The sequence below is a fragment of the Pandoraea sp. ISTKB genome (assembly GCF_001721285.1).
GTDB lineage: Bacteria > Pseudomonadota > Gammaproteobacteria > Burkholderiales > Burkholderiaceae > Pandoraea > Pandoraea capi.
The window spans coordinates 1-473 of sequence record NZ_MAOS01000115.1; the positions used below are offsets into that span (position 1 = coordinate 1).

Genomic DNA, 473 nt, shown 5'->3' on the forward strand with positions numbered 1-473 from the left:
CCGGCGACGTTGCGGTTTTCCGCCGTCGCACGCATGGCGCGCCCCAGCTTGGTGCGGTTCACGAGCTGCGTGAGGCCGAACATCACGAGGAAGGCCACGACCACGATCACGATGCCCGTGCCGTTGGTCACGGCGCCCGGATGATCACCGCGCGGCGGGATCACGTTCATGGCGTCGGTGGGCAGCAGTTGCGGGAACGAGAGGGGGTTGCGCGACCAGATCAGCATGGCGATCGTCTGCAACAGCAGCGAGACGCCGATAGCGGTGATCAGCGGCGCCAGACGCGGCGCATTGCGCAACGGCCGGTAGGCCACGCGCTCGATCACGAAGTTGGCGATGGCACACACGGGCATACACACGAGCGTGGCAATGGCCAGCATGAGCACCGGGTTCATGTCCGGCGCGATCTTCATCAGCAGGTTGATGGTGGACAGCGCGACCATCGCGCCGATCATCATCACGTCGGCGTGGGC

1 protein-coding gene is annotated in these 473 nt (G+C 66.0%); it reads right to left on the reverse strand.

Annotated elements, in window-relative coordinates; genetic code table 11:
• The coding region (locus A9762_RS27840; protein ID WP_371443529.1) for a branched-chain amino acid ABC transporter permease at positions 1 to 473 on the reverse strand (473 nt) is incomplete at both ends.